The following is a 21,035-nucleotide window of genomic DNA, read 5'->3' as shown; positions in this document are numbered from 1 at the left end:
AGCTCATCCTCAAGGGCATCATGGACGTGGAAGACGCCAAGCTCGCCGTGCAGGCGGGGGCCGACGCCATCGTCGTCAGCAACCACGGTGGCCGCCAGCTCGATGGCGCGCCCAGCAGCATCCACGCGCTGCCCGCCATCGCGGCCGAGGTGGGTTCGCAGACGGAAGTGTGGATGGACGGCGGTATCCGCTCCGGCCAGGACGTGCTCAAGGCCTGGGCCTTGGGCGCCCGCGGCACGATGATCGGCCGCGCCATGGCTTATGGCCTGGGTGCGATGGGCGAGGAAGGCGTGGCCAAGGCGCTGGCCATCCTGCACAAGGAGCTGGACGTGACCATGGCCTTCTGCGGCCATACGCAGCTCACCAACGTGACGCGGGACATCCTGGTGCCAGGGACCTATCCGACGGCATGAGACTTACCAGGGGATCTCGGCCGCCGTGCCCTGGTGGTAGAGCATCTGCCAGGCCTCGCCCTCGCGCACCCAGACCGAGGAGCGCAGCGTGTGCCGCGTGAGCGATCCGTCCGGCTGGCGGTGCGCAGCACGATAGGTCAGCAGCGCCGCCGAAGGGCCGAGGGGCCGCACGGCGAATTGATCGGGCTCGACACTCGGCGGACCCTCGTCTCTGCGGCCCTGCTCGGCCAGGAAACGCAGGATGGTAGGTCGGTCATAGGCCCGGCCGGAACGGCCGACCTCGTGAAAATCCGCGTGCAGCAGGGCTTGCAACCGCGCTTCGTCCAGGCGCACGCCGGGGTGATGCAGTTCGACTTCCAGACGCCGCAGCGTATCCACCAAGTCATCTTCCATGCGGGGCATTGTCGTCAGCAGCGGTGACTTTTCGCCCGCGGGCCACATCGTGCGCTACTGTGCCTCCATGAAGACCGCGTCCGTCCGCATCTGCCTGTTGCTGTCCACGCTGAGCGTGGGCGTCGCCGCCCAGACCTGCGCGCCGCCCGTCGACTTGAAGACCGAAACCGACCCAGCGCGCATCCAGCAGCAGGCCATCGCTCTGCTACCCTGCCTGGGACATCCCGACTTCCAGCTGCGCGACGACATTGCCTTCGAGCAGATCTCTGCATGGGCGCGCGGCGGCAAGCTGGAGGCCGCCACGCTGCAACGCCTGCGCACCGACCTCGTCGCCGTGCTGGACGCCAAGCCCGACACCGCCGGCGTGCACCAGCCCTTTGCGGTCCTCACGCTGGCCGAAGTGGCAAGGGCCGACCGCCTCAAGCCCTTCATGACCACCGAGCAGCGCGGCGAGCTCGTCGAGCATGCCGCACGCTTCCTCAGCAGCGTGCGCGACTACCGCGGCTTCACCCCCGGCGAGGGCTGGCGCCACGGCGTGGCCCACGGTGCCGATTTGGCCCTGCAGCTCGGCATGAACGAGGCGCTGAGCGCGGCGCAGCGCCAACAACTTCTGGACGCCGTCAGCAGCCAGGTGCTGGCCGACCACGGGCATGCCTACCGCTTCGGCGAGGGCCAGCGCCTGGCGCGCGCCGCGTTGCAATTGCAGCTCAGGCTCCAACCCGACGAAGCCGCCGTGCAGGCCTGGCTGGACCGGCTGCTGCAGCCGTTGAAGGCAGCCAAGGGCTGGGACGAGACCGCGCTGATCGATCTGCACAATCTGCGGGAGTTCCTGTGGCCGCTGCTGGCCGGCGTGCTGGACGTCACCGACGCCGCCCAGCGCGAACGGCTTTTGGTGCCGCTGCAGAAGACGCTACGCCGCCTGCCTTAGTCGGCGTGCCGCTCGAAGTGAAGCCGGTCGTGCCAGACGCCGCCGAGCTCGAAGCTGCGCAGCGAATGGCCGAACTGGCGAAAGCCATTGCGCAGCAGCACCTTCACCGAGCCGCCGTTGCCGACGCGTGCGTTGGCCTCCACGCGCATCAAGCCCAGCTCGCCAAAGGCCATGGCCAGCACCAGCCGGACGGCCTCGCTGGCATAGCCCCGGCCGCAGGCCGACTCGGCCATGCGATAGCCCAGCTCAGCCATCTGAAAATGAGCACGCTTCACGCCGATCAGGTTCACGCGGCCCACCAGCTCGCCGGCCACGGTACGCACGAGGAACTGGTAGCCCTTGTCTTCAGCGGCCTCGCGCTCGGCCAGCGCAATGGCGGCATCAACGCCCTCGCGTGAGTAGAAGCCGGGCGGCCGTGAGTTGATGCGGGTCTCGAAGAAGGCGCGGTTGTCCGTTTCGAAGCGCAGCAGCTCGTCGGCGACGTCGGGGGTGGGGGCAATCAGTTCGAGCAGGTTCATGGGCGGCAGCAAAGATGGCGCACCGATTACAACAGCAGCGGCGGTGGCCTCGCCACGCGCCCGCGGGTGCCGTTAGGCTGGCGCCCAGGAGAAACCATGCGCCCTGCCCGCCTTGCCGCTTTGCTGATCGCCCTGCCCCTGCTGGCCGCGGCCGCCGCGCCCGGGATACCGCGCAGCGACGCCATCGATGCCGAGGCCGCGCGGCTGATGGCCACCAGCCAGGCCCAGGGCCTGGCCGTGGCCGTCATCGACGACGGCCAGGTCGTGCATGTCGGCGCCTACGGCAAGCGCAATGCGGCGGGCGAGCCGCTGCTGCCCGACACCGTCATGTACGGTGCCTCGCTGACCAAGGCGGTGTTCGGCTACTGGGCCATGCAGCTGGTCGAGGAGGGAAAACTCGATTTGGACCGGTCACTGGCAGGCTACCTGGACCGGCCGCTGCCGGAGTACGCCGGCTTCTTGACGCCCTATTCGTGGCAGCACTTGGCGGGCGACAACCGCTGGCGCCAGCTGACCGCTCGCATGCTGCTGACGCACAGCAGCGGCTTCGCCAACTTCGCCTTCCTGGAGCCCGACCGCCGGCTGCGCATTCACTTCGACCCCGGCTCACGCTACGCGTACTCCGGCGAAGGGCTCATCCTGCTGCAGTTCGTGCTGGAGCGCGGCCTGGGTCTGGACGTGGGCGCCGAGGTGCAGCGCCGCGTGTTCACGCCGTTTAGCATGACACGCACCAGCCTGAAGTGGCGCGCCGACTTCAGGCCCAACCTGGCCGACGGCTGGACGACCGACGGCCGCGTGGTGCCGCACGACGAACGCAGCAAGGTGCGCGTGGCCGGTTCCATGGACACGACCATTGCCGACATGGCTCGCATGGCGTCCGGCTACATCCGCGGCGTCGGCCTGTCGGCCGAGAGCGCCGCCGCGCTGACGGCGCCCCAGTTACCCATCACGACGGCCACCCAGTTCCCGACATTGCAACCCGAACTGTCACCGGCCAGGCGCCGAGCTGACCTCGCCGCAGGTCTGGGCGTCATCGTCTTTGAAGGCCCGCAGGGGCCGGGCTTCTACAAGGGCGGCCATGACGACAGCACCGGCAACACCTGGGTCTGCGTGAAACCGAGCAGGCGCTGCGTCGTCATCCTGGCCAACGACGTGCGCGCCGAGCGGGCCTTTCCGCAACTCGTGCGCTTCATCCTCGGCGAGACCGGCGTGCCGTGGGGCTGGGAGTACGGTGCCATGGACTTCCTGCGCTAGCGGCCAGCGCCGCGCGAGCACCTGCCAGGGTCCGCCAGGTCAAAATATTTTTGACCGGCCGCGAATCCGATCGCGCCCTGGCTCCCTCTTAGTGACCGAGGGCTGTCCTCGAACACTTGAGAGTCGAACCATGATCTATGTGAAAAACGTTCCGAACGGCGAGCGCGCCGTGCGCGTGGTGGCGGGCCTGGTGGCCGCGGCCCTGGGGCTGCTGCTGTTGGGCGGCATGGGCGGCTGGCTGGTGGCTGGCGGGGCGGCCGGGTTGGTGGCATCCGGGCTGTTCGGTTTCTGCCCGGCTTGCGCCATGATTGGCCGCAAGTTGAAGTAGCAGCCGGGCAGCACTGACATGGCCCTGGCCCCACAACACCAGCCCCTGCTCGCGGCCGCGCACGGCGGCGATCCGCGGGCACTGGAGCAATTGCTGAAGATCTCCCGGCCCGACATCCGCCGCTATGCCCAGCAGCACTGCCTGCTCAGCGACGTCGATGACGCGGTGCAGGAGGCCCTGCTCATCGTCAGCCGCAAGCTGCCGTCGCTGCGCGTGCTGGCGGCTTTCTCGGGCTGGTTGATCCGCCTGGTGCAGCGCGAATGCCGGCGCCTGGGCCGGCTCACGCTGCGCTATGACCCGTATGACGAGGAAAAGCTGGAGCAGTGGCTGGTCGTGCGCGACGAATTGGGCCTGCGGCGGGAACTGGTGGCGGCGCTGGAGTCGCTGCCGTCCCACTACCTCGAGGTCATGCTGCTGCGCGACCTTGAGGAGCTGACCATCGAGGAAATCGCCGCCCGCACCGGCCTCACGCGGCCGAACGTGAAGAGCCGGTTGCATCGCGCCCGGGCACTGGCGCGGGAGTACCTGTTGGGCGGGAAACCGGCCGGCGTCTGACGGTGGCCGCCCGCAGCGGGACTTCCTCCTATCCGACTTGAGCGCCGCAGTGGCAGTGCAAGCATGGTTGCCTCCATAACTTCGGAGACAGACACCATGATTCGACGCCACTACGTTCTCGGCGCGGCCACCTTGCTGGCCGGGCTCTCGTTGCCCGCTCTGGCACAGCGCGGCGATGACGACGGCGAGTTCGTCATCCTGCAAGCTCGCTACGGCACGGACCGCAACCATGTCGATGTGACCGACCAGCTGCGCCAGCTGGCCCGCCGTGACCGCCGCGTGCGGCTGACCAACGACCTGTTCGGCGTGGACCCCGACCCCGGCCGCGACAAATACCTGCGCATCTACGCCCGCGACAGCCAAGGCCGCGAACGCCGCTTTGACTACCCCGAGCGCRCATGGATTGACGGCGGGCAATTCACCGCCTGGGGCGCGGGCCGCTGGGGCGAACCGAACTACAACGGTGGCTGGRCCGGCAACCCCTATCGCGACCGCCACGATGACGGCAGCTACACCATCCTGCACGCCAACTACGGCACCCCCGGCCGCGAGGTGGACGTGACCGGGCGGCTGCGCGAACTGGCACGCCGCGACGAGCGCTTCCGCATGGGCAACGACACCTTTGGCGTCGACCCCGACCCGGGCCGCGACAAGCGGTTGATCATCATTGCGCGCGACCCCAATGGCCAGCAGCGCAGCTTCGCGTACGCCGAGGGCAGCTGGGTGGATGGCAGCCAGTTCACTGGTTGGCGCCGCGGCGACTGGGGCCGCTGATCGCGCGGTTTACCCGCCCTTACAACCGGCGAAGCCCGGCGTCCTCGCGCCGGGCCGTCCTCGCGTTGAACCCTTGGCCGTGCGACCATGCCCGGCCAAGACCAACAACGAGGGGATTGCCATGAAACGCCGCCAATTGGGCCAATGGACACTGGGCCTGGGTGCAGCACTGGCCACTGCCATCACCGGGCCCGCCTGGGCCGACGATGACGGCGAGTTCGTCATCCTGCATGCCCGCTACGGCACCGAGCACAACCACGTGGACGTGACCGGCCGCCTGCGCGAGCTGGCCCGCCAGGACCGGCGTTTTCGCTTGAGCAACGACCTCTTCGGCGTCGACCCCGAGCCTGGGCGCACCAAGACGCTGCGCATCTTTGCCCGCGACCGCCAGGGGCGTGAACGCACCTTCGAATTCCGTGAGCGCGACTGGGTCGACGGCAACAGGTTCATCGGCTGGGGCCGCGGCAACTGGGGCGAGTCCGGCGGGTCGGGCGGTTGGCAAGGGGGCGGCAACAGCCCGGGCGGCGACCGCCACGACGACGGTGAGTTCACCATCCTCTACGCCACCTATGGCGCCGACGGCCGCGACGTGGACGTCACCGACCGCCTGCGCGAACTGGCGCGGCGCGACCAACGCGTGCGGTTGACCAATGAACTCTTCGGTGTTGACCCATTTCCMGGAAAGACCAAGGTCCTGCGCATCTTTGCCCGCGACCGTGGCGGCCAGGAGCGCGTCTTCGAGTACCGCGAGTACGGCACCATCGACGGCAACCAATTCGTCGGCTGGGGCCGCGGCGACTGGGGCCGCGGCCACCGCGGCGGCGGCGACCAGGGCCCGGTGCGGCCCGGCAGCGGCCGGCTCATCATCGACAGCGCCAGCTACGGCGCCGACGGCCGCTGGACCGACGTGACCCAGGCCCTGCGCGGCCAGGTGCGCGGCGAACGCTTCGAGACCGAGGTGCGCAACGAGCTGTTCGGCTTCGACCCCGCGCCCGGCCGCCGCAAGCTGCTCAGCGTGACCTACCGCTTCGGCAACGAGCCGCCGAACACAGTGCGGGTCGGTGAAGGCGACCGGCTGCGGCTGCCCTAGGAAGGCGCAAGCGATCCGGCTTCAATGCCAGGCGCCGAGGATGGTGCCCATCACCGTGTAGGCCACCACCTGGTAGCCGCTGTTGATGAGCCAGAGCTTGAGCGAGCGCTGCTCGAACAGGTAGATCACGCCCAGGCTCATGGCCACCCAGCCCAGGCCGGTGGCCAAGCCGGCGAACAGGCCGAAGCTCAGAGTCGCCTTGGCGCCGAGGAAGGCCGCCAGGTTGAAGGCCATCACCAGCGAGGCCAGCGCCGACAGGCCGAAGACCTTGGCCGGGCTGGCCTGCTTGGCCTGGGCCTCGCTCAGGCCCGCCTCGGCCATCCAGGCCTTGGCGAAAAGGATGGGCGAGTACCAGAGCCCGCCGATCAGGAAGCTGGACAAGGCCGCCACAATGACCGCCGGGAAGTTGAATTGCACTGCGTTCATCGCAGACCCCTCTTGAAGTTGTTGGTGCGGCGATGCTGAGGCGCCCCCGTCCCCGGCAACAGCGGTCGCGCGCCGAAGTCGAAGATGAGCACGCCCAAAGCCGACAAACTGCCGCTCAAATCGCCGCCGAACCCGCCGATGCAGGCGCGCCTGGATGACCGGCTGCTGATGGCCGGCGGTTCGCTCGCCTTCGGCCTGGCCATTCCCTGGCTGACGGGGCTCTACGGGCCGCTCGGCCCCGGCGACGCGCGCTTCTGGGTCGGCTTTGCCGGCTTCATCGCGCTGGCCTTTGCCATCTGGGCAGGCAACCGCTGGCTGCTGTTCAAGCAGCGCGAGCACCTGAACTGGTTCGCCCACCCGCTGCGCAAGCTCTTGATGCTGGTCAGCGCCAATGTGCTCTACACCGCGCCGCTGACGCTGGCCGCCATCTGGGCCTGGTTCCATGTCGCTGGGCAGCCGGTCGACGCCAATGCGCTGAAGCTGGTGGTGGCCACCAACGTCATCTGCGTGCTGTTCGTGACGCATGCCTACGAGACCATGTTCCTGATCCGCGAGCGCGAGTCGGACATGCTGCGTGTGGAGCGCCTGGAGCGCGCCCGCACGCAGGCCGAGCTTGGCGCGCTGAAGGCTCAGGTCGACCCGCATTTCCTGTTCAACAGCCTCAACACCCTGGGTCATCTGATCGAGAGCGACGCGAAGAGCGCCCGCGAGTTCAGCGACACCCTGGCCGAGATCTACCGCTATGTGCTGGACAGCCGCCAGCGCGACCTCGTGCCACTGGACGAGGAGCTCGCCTTCCTGCGCCACTACCACCGCCTGCTGGCACTGCGCTTTGGCGCCGCCATGCCGCTAGCGTTGGACCCGGCCTTGCAGACTGGTCAATGGCTGATCCCGCCGCTGGCGCTGCAGACGCTGCTGGAGAACGCCATCAAGCACAACGAGGCCAGCGCCGCGCAGTCGCTGACCGTCAGCTTCACGCTGGACGGGGACCGCGTGCACGCCCGCAACGCGCTGCAGCCGCGCCGCAGCGCCCTGCCCTCCTCAGGCCTGGGCCTGGCCAACCTCGACGAGCGCTGCCGCCTGCTGGCCGGCCGCGCACTGGAATGCCGCGCCGAGGCTGGCGTGTTCGAAGTCGCCATTCCGCTGCTGGCCCGCCCATGAAGATCTTCATTGCCGAAGACGAGCCCCCGGCGCGCGAGCGCCTGACCGCCACGCTGGCCCGCGTCGCGCCTGAGGCCCGCGTGCTGGGCCACAGCGACACGGTGCAAGGCACGCTGGCCTGGCTCGCTGACCACCCCGCACCCGACCTGCTGCTGCTCGACATTCAGCTCGCCGACGGCCTGTCGCTGGAGCTGTTCCGCGACCACCGCCTGGCCCTGCCCACGGTCTTCACGACGGCCTATGACCAGTTCGCGCTGCAAGCCTTCCAGGCGCTGGCGGTGGACTATCTGCTCAAGCCCGTCTCCGACACCGCGCTGGCCCAAGCCCTGGCCAAGGCCGAACAATGGCGCAGTCATTTCGACCTCCAGGCCAAGGAGCGCTGGAACCATCAGGTCGACGGCCTGCTGCAGCGCCTGAGCCCGCCTGCCGGCCGCCAGCGCATCGTCGGCCGCAAGGGCGGCCAGCAGTTCCACGCGCTGGAGCTGGCCGACATCGCCTATTTCGTCTCGGTGGACAAACTCTGCTTCGCCATCACCCAGGCCGGTGAGCGCTTTCTAGTCGAGCCCACCTTGGGCGAGCTGGAGGAGGAGCTCGGGCCTCAGCGCTTCTTCCGCGCCAACCGCCAGCTGCTGGTGGCCGCGGGCGCAGTGCAACGCTTTGCGCCCGCCGGCAAGGGAAGGCTGAAGCTCGACCTCCGCCCGGCCCTGGACGGCGAGCTGCTGATCAGCCAGGAGCGCGCCGCGGCTTTTCGCCAGTGGCTGGAGGGGTAAACCCGGGGCGGGCTACGATTCGGCATGGATCAAGTCTTGTTCGATTTCACCAAGCAGGATGCCACCGGCAGCTGCTCGACGGCCCACGCCTGGGCCAAGGTGCCCACACCGCTGACAGCGACCGAGCGCAGCGCGCTGACCGAGCGCGCCAAGGCCCTGCTTCAAAAACACAACGCCGTTCTTGTCGCCCACTACTACGTCGACGGCGCGTTGCAGGATCTGGCGCTGGAGACCGGCGGCATCGTGTCCGACTCGCTGGAGATGGCCCGTTTCGGCCGCGACCACGCTGCACAAACCCTGGTCGTGGCCGGCGTGCGCTTCATGGGTGAGACGGCCAAGATCCTCAGCCCCGAGAAGCGTGTGCTGATGCCCGACCTGGACGCCACCTGCTCGCTGGACCTGGGCTGCCCCGAGGACGAATTCGCCGCCTTCTGCGACGCCCACCCGGACCGCCAGGTCGTCGTCTACGCCAACACCAGCGCCGCCGTGAAGGCCCGTGCCGACTGGATGGTGACCAGCTCCTGCGCGCTGGAGATCGTGGCCGACCTGCATGCCAAGGGCCAGAAGATCCTCTGGGCGCCGGACCGGCATCTGGGCCGCTACATCCAGGAAGAGACCGGCGCCGACATGCTGATGTGGAACGGCGCCTGCATCGTCCACGACGAGTTCAAGGGGCTGGAGCTGGAACTGCTGCGCGAGCAGCACCCGGGTGCACTGATCCTGGTCCACCCCGAATCACCCAAGAGCGTCGTCGAGCAAGCCGACGTCGTCGGTTCGACCTCGGCCCTGATCAAGGCGGTCGTCGAAGGCACTGCACCGGCCTATATCGTCGCCACCGACAACGGCATCCTGCACCGCATGCGCCAGCTGGCGCCGGGCAAGCTGCTGATTGAGGCGCCCACGGCCGGCAACAGCGCCACGTGCAAGAGCTGCGCCCACTGCCCCTGGATGGCGATGAACGGCCTGGCCAACCTGGTCGACTGCCTGGAGAGCGGCCAACCTCAAATCCATGTCGACGAGGCTGTCCGCGTGAAGGCTCAACGCTGCATCACACGCATGCTGGATTTCGTCTCGGCGAGAAAGACTGCCGCTGCCGGTATGACCCCGGGTATCGGCGCCGCCTGATGGGGCTATAAATCGGCATTCACCGTCCTTGACGAGGCCCGCCATGAATGCCGACTTCAGCTCCCTCTACAACCACCATGAGCGCGAGGTCTTCGGCGCGGTCATGGACTCGTCCACCGACTACCCCGACATCGCGGCCAGCAACGATCTGCTCTGCGATGTCTGCTGCGTGGCCCTGAACCGCCTGCCCCCGCGCTACATCCGCCATGAGGTGGACTTCAGCTTCTACCTGACCGAGCACGAACGCCTGGAGATCGACAACGCGATCGTCGAGGCGGTGAGCTATGCGTTCAACTTTGTGCAGGCGCGTACGGCGCTGCGGTCACGCAAATAGGCCGAGTCGGGCAGGAATGGAAAAGGCCCGCCTCTCACGAGGCGGGCCTTTCACAAGATTCCTTGAGGGAATCACTCCGTTGTAGATGGTCGGGGCGGCGGGATTCGAACTCGCGACCCTCTGCTCCCAAAGCAGATGCGCTACCAGGCTGCGCTACGCCCCGAACAAGCCTGCCATTCTAGCTCACAGGAACGAAGCGCCCCGTTCCGCTGATMAAAGCGGCTCTAACGGGCTCGCCCGGCTGCAGCATTTGCACTGCCGCGACATAGCCGCGCATCTGCTCCAGATAGGCCGGCTCGCGCTCCGGCGTGGCGCCGAGCTTGTAGTCCAGCACCCACCAGCAGCCATCGCGGCGCTGCACGAGGCGGTCGATGCGCTGGTCGTCGTCGCCCTGTCCCACCGCGACTTCGTTGCCGGCCCAGATCAGCTCGGCCGGGTCGAAGAAGGGCCGGCAGTCGGGGCTGGCCAGGATGGCCTGGGCCGCCTGGGCGAGTTGCTCGCGTGACTTGGCGTCCAGGCCGAAGGCCTGCGAGGCAGATGCCATCAGCGCCACCAGCGCCTGCGTCTGGCCACTTGCCGAGGCCCACTCCAGCACGCGGTGCAAGGCCTCGCCCACGCGGGCCAGGCGGTCGTCACGGGCCGTGCCATCACGTGCAGCCACTGCCGCTGGAGGCTGCCAGCTTGGCAGCGGCGCAATGGCTGGCGGCGCGGTGTTGGCCCGGCCGCCCGGTGTCATCGCAAGGRGCCAGCGGCGGGCCAGCGGTTGCAGCCGGTCCCACCAGCTGGTGGCCTGGCTGCGGCTCGGCGTGTGGCTGAGCACCACCGCACGCCGCGCCCGCGTCAGGGCAACGTACAGGCCGTTCAGCTCTTCGCGTTCACGCTCGGCACGCTCCTCGTCAACCAATGCCTGCAATGACGGCGGCGGCCTGGCTTCGGAGGCGAGGAAGGCCGCGCGCCGCGGCGCCGGCTGGCCCACCGGCCAGTCCAGCAGCAGGCCCAGCGTTTCGGCCTTGGGCGGCGCGGCGTCGGCATCGAGCAAAAAGACGACCTCGGCCTCCAGGCCCTTGGCGCCATGGATGGTCAGCAGTTGCACCGCGTCCGGCGCAGCAGCCGGCACGAACTTGATAGGCCGGCTCTTCAGCGCGCGCACGAAGCCGTAGAGCTGGGCATAGCGGCCGCCATCCAGGTCGAGCGCGGCACGCAGCAGCGCCTGCACGCTCTGCAGTCGCACGGCTGCATCTGCAGCGGGCACAGCCGCCGCGATGCGCATGAGCAGCTCGCCCTCGTGGACGATGCGGTCCAGCAGCTCGTGCGGCGTGCGCTGGCGCGCCTGCTCGGCCCAGCAGCGCAGCAGCCCTTGAGCGCGCGCCAGCGCCGGGCTGGGTGCGGCCAGGCCTTGCAACGCGGCCCACCAGGAGCGTCGCTCGGCGGGCGCATGGCCCAGCCACTGCGCTGTACCAGCGGCTTCGGCCAGCGTCAGCAGGTCGGTCTCATCGACGCCGAACAGCGGGCTGCGCAGCGCGCGGGCCAGCGACAGGTCGTGCCCTGGCGAGGCCAGCACGTCCAGCAACGCCAGCAGGTCGGCCACGTCGGGCAGCCCGGCCAGCGGCTGCTCCTCGGGCGCCGCATGCGGCACGCCGGCGGCGGTCAGCGCCTCGCTGAGCTGGCGCAGCGGGTCGCGCTTGCGGGCCAGCACGAAGAGGTCGCCCGGCTTGAGTTCAGGCCGGGCCTGCAGCAGCCCGACGATGGCCCCGCAGACGCGCTCGCATTCCGGCGCACGGCGGCTGATCTCCGCCTCGCGGCGGGGCTCGGTCAGGCTGGGGCGCCAGCGCAGCGGGTCAACGTCCGCCTGGGCGGGCGACGCCATGACCTCGGCGTCGAGGGCCCACAAGCCGGCCAGGTCGTCCACTTCGGCCACCTCGGTCGTGTGCACGCGAAAGCCTTGGTAGGCGCCGGCTCGCTGGGCGCTGTCGAAAGTGGCGTTCACGGCGGCCAGCACCTCGGGCGCGTTGCGCCGCGTGTGGTCRCAGGCCAGGCGCACGCCGGCGAGGCCGTCGCAGACGAAGGCCTGCGCCGCTGCGAACACGCGCGGGTCGGCACGTCGGAAGCGGTAGATGCTCTGCTTGGGGTCGCCGACGATGAAGACGGACAGCGGCGAGCCCGCGCCCGCGCCGGCATAGGCCGAGAGCCAGCCATGCAGCGCCTGCCATTGCAGCGGGCTGGTGTCCTGGAACTCGTCGATGAGCAGGTGGCGCACCTGGGCGTCCAGGCGCTGCTGCACCCAGCCAGCGGTCTGCGCATCAGCCAGCAGGGCCAGCGCGCCGCGCTCCAGGTCGTTCATGTCGACCAGGCCGCGCTCGCGCTTGATGGCCTCGAAGGCGTCCACCAGCACCAGGGCCAGGCGGCGCATCGCGGCGTGTTCGTCGGCGGCGCGCTGCTGGGCTATTGCCGCGCGCAAATGCAGCAATTCATCGCACAGCTCGTCCAGGTCCGGGTGGTCGACGCCCAGCTTGCGCGGTTCACCCTTCAGGGTGAACAGCGCCGCGAAGCAGCCGTCGAAATCGGCGGCCTGTTCAATTGACGCGGCCGCTTCCTGCGCCTTCTTGCCCTTGGCTGCGCCGAGCAGCCGGGCCAGTGCCTTCAGCGGTTCACGCAGATGCTCGAAGAACTGCTCCGGCGTGGTGCCCAGCACATCCACTGCACCGGGCAGGCTGGCCTCCAGCACGCCAGCCATCTCGGCCAGCCGCAACTCCACACGCTTGGCGAACGCGCCCAGCAACCACTCGCGCAGGTTGAAGCGGCCGCGCGACTGGGTCAGCGCCTGGAAGTCGGCGCGCAACGCCTCGTCTGCCAGCACCGCGACGTGGAAGCGCCGCCACAGCGTCGGCATCAGCTCCTCTTCGTCCTCGATGAGCTGCAGCTCGGGCGCAATGCCCTGGGCCTGCAGGAAGGCCAGCGGCGCGGCCCGCAGCAGCTGCGAGAACCAGCCATGGAAGGTGCGCACCTCGACAGCCCGGCCGCCGCGCAGCAGTTCGGCCTGCAGGGCCGCCAGACGCGGGCGCAGCATCGGCGCGTCGGCCTCGGCCGCGCCGCGTTGGCGAAGCGCAGCCAGTTGCTCGCCCTCGGTCGCCTGCGCAAACTCGGCCAACCACTCGGCCAGGCGCTGGCGCATTTCGCCGGCGGCCTTGCGGGTGAAGGTGATGGCGACGATCTGCTGCGGCTCGGCGCCGGCCAGCAGCGCACGCAGGATGCGCGACACCAGCATCCAGGTCTTGCCGGCGCCGGCACAGGCCTCCACGACGATGCTCCGCGAAGGATTGCAGGCCAGCGCGTAGAAGTGCTCGCGCGGCACGCGCAGGCCGTCGGCCCAGTAGGCGAGTTCTGCGCTCATACCCAATCATCCTTTCGGCACAGGCCGCGCGCTTCACAGTAGTCGCAGACCTTGCCCTCGCCCAGCGCCGGCAGCGGCGCGCCATCACGCACGGCCATCAGGTCGGCCTGCAGCCCGCCGCGCAGTGCCAGCGCGGTGTCGCTGACGTCGGCGTGCGGCAGCAGCGCGATGCCCTTGCCATCGTCGAGCACCAGGTAGGCCGCCTGCAGCCCCGGCTCGGCGCCCATCAGCAACGCGTAGGTGGCAAGCTGGGTGTCCTCCAGCGGCGCGGCCAGCTTTTCCTTCAACCCCTTGGCATCGCCGGTCTTGTAGTCAAGCAGCCAAGTCTTGCCTGCAGCGTCGTCGATGCGGTCGATGCGGCCGCGCAGCGTCAGCGCGTCCAGTGGCGCATCGAATGGTTGGCAGTCGCGGTCCACCTCGCCGGCGGCGAAGCGCTGGCCACCCGCCTCGGCCTCGACCAGCCAGGCGAGATACAGCGGGCGCAGCCGCTCGAAGGCGGCCGAGAAAGGCAGGAAGTCCGCCGCGTCCAGCCACGCCAGCTCGGCCTCGGCCGCGGCGCGCAATGCGGCGTCGTCATCGCCCCCCCCGCGCGCCTCGTGGAAGCGCTTCAGCACCGCGTGCAGCCAGGTGCCGTAGTCGCGCTTGTCGGGCTCTTGCTCCAACTCGTCGGCTTCGCGCAGGCCCAGCAGTACGCGGCTGAAGAACTGGTAGGGGCAGTTGCGCAGCGCGTCGATGGCGCTGGCGCTCAGGGCCGCCGGCAAGCGGCCATCGGCATCAGCGGCAGCGCGGTGTTGGGGCTGGCCCGGCGGCGTCAGAAGCTCACRCCCGTCGCGCCATTCATGCAGGCCCTGACCGCTGCGCGCTGCCGCGCCGGCCAGCCGCTCCAGCAGCGGGCTGGCCGGCAGCGGCTCGGCGCCTGCGAAGGCGCAGCGCAGCAGCGTCAGCACCGGCGCGCGCAGCAGCTGCGCGAAACTGAAGCCCTCGGCCTCGCGGCGTTCGGCCAGGCTGGGCAGGCCCAGGGCCGCCGCGTCGGCATCGGCCAGCAGACCCGCTTGCGGGTTCACCGGCCCCAGTGTGGCGGCGTCCGCGCCAGGCAGCACGACGGCGCCGAAGGGCCGAAGCATGGCCCGCGCCAACGGCGTGATGACAACCTCGACCGCACCCGCTTCTTCGGTCGGCTCGAACTGCGCCGCCTCCAGCGTGTCGTCCACCCAGGCCAGGAACTCGTCGGGCCGCAGCCGCGTCTGCGCCAGAGCCGCCTCGTGGGCGCTGCCGGCCCAGGGGTTGCGCGAAATCCACAGCGTTTCCAGCAGGGCCTCGCCGCCCTCGACCTCGGCCAGCGGCGTCAGCCCGCTCAGCGCCTGGCTCAATGCAGCGAGCCAGCCACCCAGCGTGCGCGCGCCGCCGGCCAGCGGCTCCAGTTGGCGCCGAGCCCGCTGCCAGGCCGCACCGACGGCCGGCGGCAACGTCGCCGCATCGAGCTGGGCGGCCTGGCGCCAGCCGAAGCGGCGGCAGCGCGACTCCAGGCCGGACAGGCCTTCGGCATCCCAACCCGTGGCCAGCGCGGACTTCAGCCAGGCCAGCCAGTCGTCCACTGCGCCACCAGCCAGGGCGGCGCGCAGCAGGGCCATCAATGCGGCGGCGGCGGGCGTGGTCGCGAGCGTCCAACCGGTCTCGTCATGCATCGGCACGCCCTGGCGCGCCAGCAGCGCCCGTACGCGGCGGATGACGACGCGGTCTTGCGCAAGCAAGGCCACCGGCCGCCGGCCCGCGTTGAGGTGCTGGACGACGGCCGTGGCGGTCTGCTGGGCGAGCGTCTCGAAGTCCGGCGCGACGGCTTCCTCCACTCGCGCGGCGGGCGTGAAACCGGCCCAGGCCTGATCGAGGTCCAGGTCGGCGTTCAGGCACAGCGCTGGCACGTCGCCCGCCAGCAGCGCCTGGGCCAGCGGGTCGGGCCCGCCGGCGCGCAGCCAGATCCAGGCGCTGGGGCGCAGCGCGAACAGCGTGTCGGTGGGCGGGCGGCGCTCGTCAGAGGCCACCCAGGCCAGCGCGACCTGAGCCAGTGCGCGCTCCAGCAGGCCGGGGCCGGCGTCCAGGGCTGCAAGCCGTTGCCGGGCGGTGTCCATGAACGCAAGGCGCTCAATCGGCGGCACCTGGGCGGCCGCGCGGGCCAGCGCGTGGGCGGTGTCGACGAGCCGGGCGAGCGCCACACGGTAGTCGCGCGGGCTGCTGCGCTTGAGGGGCTGGACCCAGCTCTGCTCGGCCAGCAGCCGGTCGGCGGTGAAGGCGTCGATGGCGGCGTCGCCGGAGAGCTGGTCAGGCGCGGCCAATGACGTGGGGCCCAGCGCCGAAGCCAGGCTGCGGCTGGTCGTGATGCGAGGCTGCCAGCCGCCGTGGGCGAGCCAGGCGCGGCGCGCCGGCGCGATCTGCTGGGCGAAAGGCAGCAGCAGCACGGCATCGCGCACGGCCGCGCCTCGCCCTTCCAGCCAGTCGGCACTGACGGCCGCGACGCGGCGCCAGAAGGCTTCGTTGTCCTCGCCAGGCGCCAGGCCCAGATTCAAAGCTTGCTGCACTTGTAAAGCAGGCCTCCCGCCCGCATGTTTGCCACCGTTTCGGTCACCCTCGCGACCGTCCGGACAAAAGTGGCTATGTCACAATCATTTTGCCTATTCGGACGGCGCCCACTGCGGCGACCGCCAACCCTTTGAGGCCAAGGAACCCTCCCATGAGCAGCGAATTGATCAAGCATGTTTCCGACGCGTCCTTCGACGCCGACGTCATCCAGTCGGGCAAGCCCGTGCTGGTGGACTATTGGGCCGAGTGGTGCGGCCCCTGCAAGATGATCGCGCCCATCCTGGACGAGGTCGCCACCGGCTACGGTGACAAGCTGCAGATCGCCAAGATGAACGTCGACGAGAACCGCGAAGTGCCGGCCAAATTCGGTATCCGTGGCATTCCGACACTGATGCTTTTCAAGGACGGCCAGCTCGCCGCGACCAAGGTCGGTGCCCTCTCCAAGGCCCAGTTGACGGCCTTCCTCGACGCGAACCTATAATCGCGTCCAACTGCTGCAGTGTTGCCGGCGCTCTCCGCGCGGTCACTGCAGCAGCCAAAGCCAACACGCCCCGGGTTCCTGGATACGAATTCAGCACCCAGCCAGCGTGGACTCGGCTCCCCCTCCCACCACTGAGTCAGTTGTCGAATCTGCGTCGCTCGCCGTTTGAGCGGTAGCCATTCGATCCTTTTCTGGGGCGGCCGTGGAATCGCCGTTGCGCCTTGGCTGGCGCTGCGGCCCCTGACGGGTATTCACCCATGCATCTTTCCGAACTCAAAGCGCTCCACGTTTCCGCCCTCATCGAGATGGGCGAGGCGCTGGAGATCGACAACGTCACGCGCCTGCGCAAGCAGGAGCTGATGTTCGCCATCATGAAGAAGCGCGCCAAGGCTGGCGAGCAGGTCTTCGGCGATGGCGTGCTCGAAGTGCTCCCCGACGGCTTCGGCTTCCTGCGCTCGATCGAGGCCAGCTACATGGCCTCCACGGACGACATCTACCTGTCGCCCAGCCAGATCCGCCGCTTCAACCTGCACACCGGTGACCTGGTGGAAGGCGAAGTGCGCGTGCCCAAGGATGGCGAACGCTACTTTGCTCTGGTCAAGGTTGACCGCGTCAACAACCAGACGCCGGAGGAGAGCAAGAACAAGATCATGTTCGAGAACCTGACTCCCTTGTTCCCCAAGGAGCAGTTCAAGCTCGAGCGTGAAGCCTTCAAGGGCGAAGAGAACATCACCGGTCGCATCATCGACCTGGTGGCGCCCATCGGCAAAGGCCAGCGCGCCCTCATCGTGTCCCAGCCCAAGACGGGCAAGACCGAGATGATGAAGAGCCTGGCGCATGCGCTGGTGGCCAACCATCCGGACTGCCACCTCATCGTGCTGCTCGTCGACGAGCGCCCCGAGGAAGTGACGGAGATGATCCGCACCGTGCGCGGCGAGGTCATCAGCTCCACCTTCGACGAACCCGCCGCCCGCCACGTGCAGGTGGCAGAGATGGTCATCGAGCGCGCCAAGCGCCTGGTGGAGCTCAAGAAGGACGTGATCATCCTGCTGGACTCGATCACCCGCCTGGCCCGTGCCTACAACAACGTGCTGCCCAGCTCCGGCAAGGTGCTGACCGGCGGCGTGGACGCCAACGCGCTGCAGCGCCCCAAGCGCTTCTTCGGCGCGGCGCGCAACATCGAGGAAGGCGGCTCGCTGACCATCATCGGCACCGCGCTGATCGACACCGGCTCCAAGATGGACGAGGTGATCTACGAAGAGTTCAAGGGCACCGGCAACTGCGAAATCCACCTGGATCGCCGCATGGCCGAAAAGCGCGTCTACCCTTCGCTGCTGATCAACAAGTCCGGCACGCGCCGCGAGGAATTGCTGCTCAAGCCCGAGATCCTGCAAAAGAGCTGGATCCTGCGCAAGCTGCTCTACAACATGGACGAGATCGAGGCGATGGAGTTCATCCTCGAGAAGATGAWGGCGTCGAAGAACAATCATGACTTCTTCGACATGATGCGGCGCGGCGGGTAGTGAGACGGGACCGAGGACAGGACCTGCGTCCTGTCCGACGCCCGTCAAACGCCCGCGCATGTCTCGCATGCGCGGGCACTTTCAGCCCAAACTAGCCAAACCGCAGGGAAGCCCGCTACAATCGCGGGTTTTCCGCCCAGACACCCCCGGAAAGTGCGCCGACCAGCGATTGACATCGTCGGCGTGGCTCCCGACCTAGCCAAGAGGTTCCCATGAAAGACGGCATTCACCCCAACTACCGCGACGTCGTGTTCGTCGACCAGTCCAACGGTTTCCAGTTCGTGACGCGTTCCACCGTCCAGACCAAGGAAATGATCGAGCTGGACGGCAAGAAGCTGCCGCTGGTGAAGCTGGAAACCACCAGCGAGTCGCACCCCTTCTACACGGGTACGCAAAAGAGCATCGACAACCTCGGTGGCCGCGTCGAGAAGTTCCGCAACAAGTTCTCGCACCTCAAGAAGTAATCGGCTTGGCGGCGTTTCGCCGCGCCAACGACCAAAGGGCAGCTCAGGCTGCCCTTTTGTTTTGCTGCGGCATTCGCGCTGCCCTTTTCTCATTTGGCAGCATGGGCTGCCATTTTTCATTTTTGACCGCCGTTTGACGGCATCATGCCGGCCGGTTTCATCGAACTTAAGCGCGTGAATCTCCCCACCCCTGCCATCGTCGCCGAGCGCGGCGTCGAGCGCCTGCCGCGCCTGGCCCTGCTGCTGCTGTGCGCGGCATATGTGCTGYCCGGCCTGTTCGGCCGCGACCCCTGGCGCAATGCCGACTTGAGCAGCTTCGGTTTCATGGCCAGCATCGCCCAGGGCCACGCGCCCTGGTGGCAGCCGGCGATCGCCGGCATTCCGGCCGAGGGCGGCCCCTTGCCCTACTGGCTGGGCGCGCTGGCCATCAAGGCCCTGCCCTTCCTGGACGCACCGGTCGCCGCCCGCCTGCCTTATGCCTTTGTGCTGGTCGGCGTGTTGGTGGCGGTCTGGTACACCTGCTTTCATCTCGCCCGCACGGAGGCTGCCCAACCGGTGGCCTTTGCCTTCGGCGGCGAAGCACAGGCCGTCGACTACGCCCGGGCCTTGGCCGATGGTGCCCTGCTTGCGCTGATGGCGTCGCTCGGCCTGCTGCAGCTCGGCCATGAGACGACGCCCGAGCTGATGCAATTGCTGGCTGTCTCGGTCTACCTTTACGGCTTAGCCGCGGCACCATTCAAGCGAGGCCGTGCGCGGGTCGCCATCCTGCTCGCCCTGCCCGTGCTGGCCGCCAGCGGTGCCCCCGCCGTGGCTTGCGCCCTCGGCCTGCTCGGCCTGCTGCTGAACCACCGCTCCAGCCATGACGAGGCCAAGGCCCAACGGGTCTGGCTGCTGGCCTCGCTGACGCTGGCGGTCCTGGCGGCCTGGGTCTTCAATGGCTGGGCCTGGCGTGTCCTGCCCGGCATCCAGTTCGCCTCGTTGTTGAGCCTGCTGGCCTGGTTCTGCTGGCCGTCGGGGCCCCTGGCCTTGTGGACGCTGTGGCGCTGGCGCCGCCACGGCCTGCGCCGCCACATCACGGTGCCCGCCATTGCACTGCTGGTGCCGCTGGCTGCCTGCATCTTGATGGACGCTTCCGAGCGGGCGCTGCTGCTGGCTTTGCCGTCGCTGGCCATCCTGGCCGCCTTCGCGCTGCCCACACTGCGCCGCAGCGTCTCGGCAGCAGTGGACTGGTTCTGCGTGTTCATCTTCTCGGCGGTGGCGCTGTTCGGCTGGCTCTACTACGTCTCCATGCACACCGGCTGGCCGGCACGGCCCATGGCCAATCTGCGTCGGCTGGCCGAGGGCTTCGAGCCGCACTTCAGCCCGCTGGCCCTGCTGTTTGCCATCGCCGCGACGCTGTCCTGGCTGGCCCTGGTGCGCTGGCGCACAGCCCGCCATCGCCATGCGCTATGGAAGAGCCTGGCCCTGCCGGCCGGCGGCGTCGCGCTGGGCTGGCTGCTCGTCATGAGCCTGCTGCTGCCGCCGCTGGACTACGCGCGCAGCCTGGCGCCGCTGGTGGCTCGGCTGAAGACGCGCGTGCCCGTCGATGCCAATTGCCTGGCCGCAACGGGCCAGAACCTCGCCACGCTGGCGGCACTGGAATGGCATGGCGGCTGGCAGGTGAAAGGCCGCGGGCCTCTGAATGCATCAGGATGCAGTCATGCCGTGATCAGCGCGGGCCAGCCGACGCCCAAGGGCTGGCAGGTCGTTGCGCAGGTGAAGCGACCGACGGACCGCAGCGGCAGCGCCGGCCTGGTCCTCTTGAAGCGTCAATGATCTGACAGGGCCGCTGCGTTGAAAGCCRCCTCATCGCCCAGCGCCGAATCGCTGGCCTGGCGCACACGCGCKGCCGGGAAGACGAGACGGAATCGCGAGCCCTTGCCAACGTCGCTCTGGATCATCAGCTCGCCGCCGTGGCGCTGCATGACATGCTTGACGATGGACAGGCCCAGGCCCGTGCCACCGGTCTCGCGCGAGCGGCTGCCGTCGACGCGGTAGAAACGCTCGGTCAGGCGCGGAATGTGCTCGCGCGAAATACCCAGGCCGGTGTCGATGACGGTCAGCTCGCCGTTGCCTCCTTCGAGCAGCCGCCAGGCCACCTCGACCTCGCCGCTGTCCGGCGTGTAGCGCACGGCGTTGGTCACGAGGTTGGCGATGGCGCTGAGCAGCTCGCTCTCGATGCCGGCCAGCTCAACGTTGGTCTCCGGCCTCAGGTGCAATTGATGCCGCCCGGCCGACAGCACCTCGGCATCCGCGGCAATGCGCAGCAGCAGGCCATCCAGGCCCACCCAGCGGTCCGGCGCGGGGCGCGGACTGCCTTCGAGCTGGGCCAGCGTCAGCAGGTCGGCCACGAGGGTCTGCATGCGCTGGGTCTGCTGGTTCATCAGCACCAGCACGCGTTCGCGCTCGACAGCCGTCAGCGGCAGCGAGTGCATGGTCTCGATGAAACCGGACAGCACGGTCAGCGGCGTGCGGATCTCGTGCGACACATTGG

General features: G+C 68.9%; 21 protein-coding genes and 1 tRNA gene. 15 read left to right on the top strand and 7 right to left on the bottom strand.

Translation table 11 applies throughout. The features are described from left to right. A partial coding sequence (locus tag ACXJKR_RS06135; protein WP_457321604.1) for an alpha-hydroxy acid oxidase occupies positions 1–413 on the top strand: 413 nt, incomplete at its 5' end. 3 nt (positions 414–416) lie between these two features. Here the strand turns inward: ACXJKR_RS06135 and ACXJKR_RS06130 are convergent. Then, positions 417–806, bottom strand: coding sequence for a nuclear transport factor 2 family protein (locus ACXJKR_RS06130; protein ID WP_457321603.1), 390 nt, complete (start codon positions 804–806; stop codon positions 417–419). On the opposite strand from ACXJKR_RS06130, the gene ACXJKR_RS06125 reads away from it, so the two are divergent. After that, positions 805–1,734, top strand: coding sequence for a DUF2785 domain-containing protein (locus ACXJKR_RS06125; RefSeq protein ID WP_457321601.1), 930 nt, complete (start codon positions 805–807; stop codon positions 1,732–1,734). The genes ACXJKR_RS06130 and ACXJKR_RS06125 overlap by 2 nt on opposite strands. On the opposite strand, the gene ACXJKR_RS06120 is transcribed toward ACXJKR_RS06125, so the two are convergent. Next, positions 1,731–2,252 (bottom strand): GNAT family N-acetyltransferase, encoded by a 522-nt coding sequence (locus ACXJKR_RS06120; protein WP_457321599.1) that lies wholly within the window; start codon positions 2,250–2,252, stop codon positions 1,731–1,733. The genes ACXJKR_RS06125 and ACXJKR_RS06120 overlap by 4 nt on opposite strands. 96 nt (positions 2,253–2,348) lie before the next feature. Between ACXJKR_RS06120 and ACXJKR_RS06115 the strand changes: the two genes are divergently transcribed. The 5 genes from ACXJKR_RS06115 (at position 2,349) to ACXJKR_RS06095 (ending at position 6,253) form a co-directional block, all read left to right on the top strand. Next, complete coding sequence (locus tag ACXJKR_RS06115) at positions 2,349–3,506, top strand: serine hydrolase domain-containing protein (protein WP_457321597.1); 1,158 nt, start codon at positions 2,349–2,351, stop codon at positions 3,504–3,506. 130 nt (positions 3,507–3,636) lie between these two features. Then, a complete protein-coding gene (locus ACXJKR_RS06110) occupies positions 3,637–3,834 on the top strand; it encodes a YgaP-like transmembrane domain (protein ID WP_457321595.1) in 198 nt (65 codons plus the stop codon). A gap of 18 nt (positions 3,835–3,852) precedes the next feature. Beyond that, complete coding sequence (locus tag ACXJKR_RS06105) at positions 3,853–4,389, top strand: RNA polymerase sigma factor (RefSeq protein ID WP_457321593.1); 537 nt, start codon at positions 3,853–3,855, stop codon at positions 4,387–4,389. A gap of 96 nt (positions 4,390–4,485) precedes the next feature. Continuing rightward, entirely contained in the window at positions 4,486–5,163 is a 678-nt protein-coding gene (locus tag ACXJKR_RS06100; RefSeq protein ID WP_457321592.1) for a hypothetical protein, read from the top strand. 121 nt (positions 5,164–5,284) lie between these two features. Beyond that, entirely contained in the window at positions 5,285–6,253 is a 969-nt protein-coding gene (locus ACXJKR_RS06095; RefSeq protein ID WP_457321590.1) for a hypothetical protein, read from the top strand. Positions 6,254–6,274: 21 nt separating this feature from the next. On the opposite strand, the gene ACXJKR_RS06090 is transcribed toward ACXJKR_RS06095, so the two are convergent. After that, a complete protein-coding gene (locus ACXJKR_RS06090; RefSeq protein ID WP_457321588.1) occupies positions 6,275–6,679 on the bottom strand; it encodes a DUF1761 domain-containing protein in 405 nt (134 codons plus the stop codon). A gap of 84 nt (positions 6,680–6,763) precedes the next feature. Between ACXJKR_RS06090 and ACXJKR_RS06085 the strand changes: the two genes are divergently transcribed. The 4 genes from ACXJKR_RS06085 to ACXJKR_RS06070 are packed head-to-tail and all read left to right on the top strand — an operon-like array spanning position 6,764 to position 10,069. After that, entirely contained in the window at positions 6,764–7,840 is a 1,077-nt protein-coding gene (locus ACXJKR_RS06085; RefSeq protein ID WP_457321586.1) for a sensor histidine kinase, read from the top strand. Next, positions 7,837–8,610 (top strand): LytR/AlgR family response regulator transcription factor, encoded by a 774-nt coding sequence (locus ACXJKR_RS06080; protein ID WP_457321584.1) that lies wholly within the window; start codon positions 7,837–7,839, stop codon positions 8,608–8,610. The genes ACXJKR_RS06085 and ACXJKR_RS06080 overlap by 4 nt, the downstream gene beginning before the upstream one ends. Positions 8,611–8,634: 24 nt before the next feature. Then, positions 8,635–9,735 carry a quinolinate synthase NadA gene (gene nadA / locus ACXJKR_RS06075; RefSeq protein WP_457321582.1) on the top strand — a complete coding sequence of 367 codons (1,101 nt, stop codon included), beginning with the start codon at positions 8,635–8,637 and terminating at the stop codon, positions 9,733–9,735. A 43-nt stretch (positions 9,736–9,778) separates the two neighbouring features. Continuing rightward, entirely contained in the window at positions 9,779–10,069 is a 291-nt protein-coding gene (locus ACXJKR_RS06070; RefSeq protein WP_056195496.1) for a late competence development ComFB family protein, read from the top strand. Positions 10,070–10,155: 86 nt separating this feature from the next. Here ACXJKR_RS06070 and ACXJKR_RS06065 read toward each other — a convergent pair. The 3 genes from ACXJKR_RS06065 to ACXJKR_RS06055 form a co-directional block, all read right to left on the bottom strand. Beyond that, positions 10,156–10,232: transfer RNA gene (locus ACXJKR_RS06065), tRNA-Pro, on the bottom strand. A gap of 15 nt (positions 10,233–10,247) precedes the next feature. After that, a complete protein-coding gene (locus tag ACXJKR_RS06060; RefSeq protein ID WP_457321580.1) occupies positions 10,248–13,460 on the bottom strand; it encodes a UvrD-helicase domain-containing protein in 3,213 nt (1,070 codons plus the stop codon). Beyond that, positions 13,457–16,033, bottom strand: coding sequence for a PD-(D/E)XK nuclease family protein (locus ACXJKR_RS06055; protein WP_457321578.1), 2,577 nt, complete (start codon positions 16,031–16,033; stop codon positions 13,457–13,459). The genes ACXJKR_RS06060 and ACXJKR_RS06055 overlap by 4 nt, the downstream gene beginning before the upstream one ends. A 152-nt stretch (positions 16,034–16,185) precedes the next feature. On the opposite strand from ACXJKR_RS06055, the gene trxA reads away from it, so the two are divergent. The 4 genes from trxA to ACXJKR_RS06035 all read left to right on the top strand — a co-directional run bounded on the left by trxA (position 16,186) and on the right by ACXJKR_RS06035 (position 20,317). After that, the gene (gene trxA, locus ACXJKR_RS06050; RefSeq protein ID WP_056195487.1) at positions 16,186–16,515 is read left to right on the top strand and encodes a thioredoxin TrxA; all 330 of its coding nucleotides are present in this window, start codon (positions 16,186–16,188) and stop codon (positions 16,513–16,515) included. Positions 16,516–16,772: 257 nt separating this feature from the next. After that, the gene (gene rho / locus ACXJKR_RS06045) at positions 16,773–18,038 is read left to right on the top strand and encodes a transcription termination factor Rho (RefSeq protein ID WP_457321576.1); all 1,266 of its coding nucleotides are present in this window, start codon (positions 16,773–16,775) and stop codon (positions 18,036–18,038) included. Positions 18,039–18,250: 212 nt separating this feature from the next. Next, positions 18,251–18,502 carry a type B 50S ribosomal protein L31 gene (locus ACXJKR_RS06040; protein WP_056195481.1) on the top strand — a complete coding sequence of 84 codons (252 nt, stop codon included), beginning with the start codon at positions 18,251–18,253 and terminating at the stop codon, positions 18,500–18,502. A 174-nt stretch (positions 18,503–18,676) separates the two neighbouring features. Further along, positions 18,677–20,317, top strand: coding sequence for a hypothetical protein (locus ACXJKR_RS06035; protein WP_457321573.1), 1,641 nt, complete (start codon positions 18,677–18,679; stop codon positions 20,315–20,317). On the opposite strand, the gene ACXJKR_RS06030 is transcribed toward ACXJKR_RS06035, so the two are convergent. After that, the coding region (locus ACXJKR_RS06030) for an ATP-binding protein (RefSeq protein WP_457321571.1) at positions 20,311–21,035 on the bottom strand (725 nt) is incomplete at its 5' end. The two genes, ACXJKR_RS06035 and ACXJKR_RS06030, sit on opposite strands and share 7 nt — an antisense overlap.

It is taken from the genome of Roseateles sp. P5_E11 (assembly GCF_054049355.1).
Note: the sequence above shows the minus strand (reverse complement) of the source record. Positions and strands in the feature narration are given on the sequence as shown.

What these genes read in the sequence shown, in the direction of transcription:
- ACXJKR_RS06080 (WP_457321584.1), top strand. Translation starts at nt 7,837, where the DNA reads ATGAAGATCTTCATTGCCGAAGACGAGCCCCCGGCGCGCGAGCGCCTG.
- nadA (WP_457321582.1), top strand. Translation starts at nt 8,635, where the DNA reads ATGGATCAAGTCTTGTTCGATTTCACCAAGCAGGATGCCACCGGCAGC.
- ACXJKR_RS06125 (WP_457321601.1), top strand. Translation starts at nt 805, where the DNA reads ATGCGGGGCATTGTCGTCAGCAGCGGTGACTTTTCGCCCGCGGGCCAC.
- ACXJKR_RS06105 (WP_457321593.1), top strand. Translation starts at nt 3,853, where the DNA reads ATGGCCCTGGCCCCACAACACCAGCCCCTGCTCGCGGCCGCGCACGGC.
- trxA (WP_056195487.1), top strand. Translation starts at nt 16,186, where the DNA reads ATGAGCAGCGAATTGATCAAGCATGTTTCCGACGCGTCCTTCGACGCC.
- ACXJKR_RS06115 (WP_457321597.1), top strand. Translation starts at nt 2,349, where the DNA reads ATGCGCCCTGCCCGCCTTGCCGCTTTGCTGATCGCCCTGCCCCTGCTG.
- ACXJKR_RS06085 (WP_457321586.1), top strand. Translation starts at nt 6,764, where the DNA reads ATGAGCACGCCCAAAGCCGACAAACTGCCGCTCAAATCGCCGCCGAAC.
- ACXJKR_RS06130 (WP_457321603.1), bottom strand. Translation starts at nt 806, where the DNA reads ATGGAAGATGACTTGGTGGATACGCTGCGGCGTCTGGAAGTCGAACTG.
- ACXJKR_RS06070 (WP_056195496.1), top strand. Translation starts at nt 9,779, where the DNA reads ATGAATGCCGACTTCAGCTCCCTCTACAACCACCATGAGCGCGAGGTC.
- ACXJKR_RS06040 (WP_056195481.1), top strand. Translation starts at nt 18,251, where the DNA reads ATGAAAGACGGCATTCACCCCAACTACCGCGACGTCGTGTTCGTCGAC.
- ACXJKR_RS06110 (WP_457321595.1), top strand. Translation starts at nt 3,637, where the DNA reads ATGATCTATGTGAAAAACGTTCCGAACGGCGAGCGCGCCGTGCGCGTG.
- ACXJKR_RS06120 (WP_457321599.1), bottom strand. Translation starts at nt 2,252, where the DNA reads ATGAACCTGCTCGAACTGATTGCCCCCACCCCCGACGTCGCCGACGAG.
- ACXJKR_RS06090 (WP_457321588.1), bottom strand. Translation starts at nt 6,679, where the DNA reads ATGAACGCAGTGCAATTCAACTTCCCGGCGGTCATTGTGGCGGCCTTG.